The organism is Paracerasibacillus soli, from assembly GCF_042432965.1.
GTDB lineage: Bacteria > Bacillota > Bacilli > Bacillales > Amphibacillaceae > Paracerasibacillus > Paracerasibacillus soli.
Genome location: NZ_JBHLWL010000045.1, coordinates 1 through 1311, shown reverse-complemented (window position 1 = coordinate 1311; position 1311 = coordinate 1). Strand labels below are relative to the sequence as shown.

1 protein-coding gene is annotated in these 1311 nt (G+C 42.1%); it reads left to right on the top strand.

What is annotated here, in order from left to right; genetic code table 11:
• Positions 1 to 1235 (top strand): group II intron reverse transcriptase/maturase (gene ltrA / locus ACFFIS_RS13220; RefSeq protein ID WP_390187947.1); only part of this gene is annotated, 1235 nt, incomplete at its 5' end.
• Between the last annotated feature and the right edge of the window lie 76 nt (positions 1236 to 1311).

Below are 1311 nucleotides of genomic sequence, written 5' to 3'. Positions count from 1 at the left end.
AAAATCTAATACAAGCGATAACACGCGTAGAAGAAAATAAAGGAAGTCACGGTGTAGATGAAATGCCTGTACAAAACCTACGAGCGCATATCTTGGAACACTGGACTACCATTCGAGGACAACTCGAAAAAGGAACCTACTATCCTCAACCCGTTCGTCGTGTCGAAATCCCGAAACCAAACGGCGGGAAGAGGAAGTTGGGGATTCCTACTGTGATGGACCGATTCCTCCAACAAGCAATTGCACAAGTCCTGACAGATATTTATGACCCAACATTCTCTCCACATAGCTATGGATTTCGTCCTAAAAGACGGGGGCATGACGCTGTAAGAGAGGCGAGAAACTATATTAAACAGGGATATCGTTGGGTCGTTGACATGGATTTAGAGAAATTCTTTGATAAAGTTAATCACGATAGATTAATGCGTACATTGAGCCAAAGGATTAATGACCCCAGAGTGCTTAAACTAATTCGCAGATATCTACAAGCAGGTGTAATGGAGGACGGGATAGTGCGTCCAAACACAGAAGGAGCGCCGCAGGGCGGCCCATTGAGTCCACTACTTTCAAATATTGTCCTAGATGAGTTAGACAAGGAAATGGAGAAAAGAGGGCTTCATTTCGTCCGCTATGCGGACGATTGTAATATTTATGTACGCTCCAAAAGAGCCGGCTTGCGAGTGATGAATAGTATTACCAATTTCATTGAAGGAAAACTTAAACTAAAAGTAAATGAACAGAAAAGTGCAGTAGACCGCCCGTGGAAACGCAAATTCCTTGGCTTTTCTTTCACTGTCCATAAGAAAGAACCGAAGATTCGGGTTTCTAAAGAAAGTATCCAACGTTTCAAACAACGTATCAGAGAACTAACTTCTAGAAGTAAATCTATGAATATGAAGGATAGAATCCAGAAATTAAATCGATATCTAGTGGGCTGGCTTGGTTATTACCAACTGGCAGATACACCTTCTATATTCAAAAGTCTAGATGGCTGGATTCGAAGAAGACTACGAATGATACGTTGGAAGGAATGGAAGAAAGTCAAAACAAAGTATAAGAACTTAATGAAACAAGGAATCAAAAAAGGAAAGGCGTGGGAATGGGCAAACACAAGGAAAGCCTATTGGCGAATAGCCAATAGCCCAATCTTGCATAAAGCCCTTGGTGACCAATACTGGTCAAACCAAGGGCTAAAGAGTCTATATTATCGATATCTAACATTACGTTGGACTTAAATGAAACCGCCGTATACGGAACCGTACGTACGGTGGTGTGAGAGGTCGGAGGTTAGTCACCTCCTCCTACTCGATT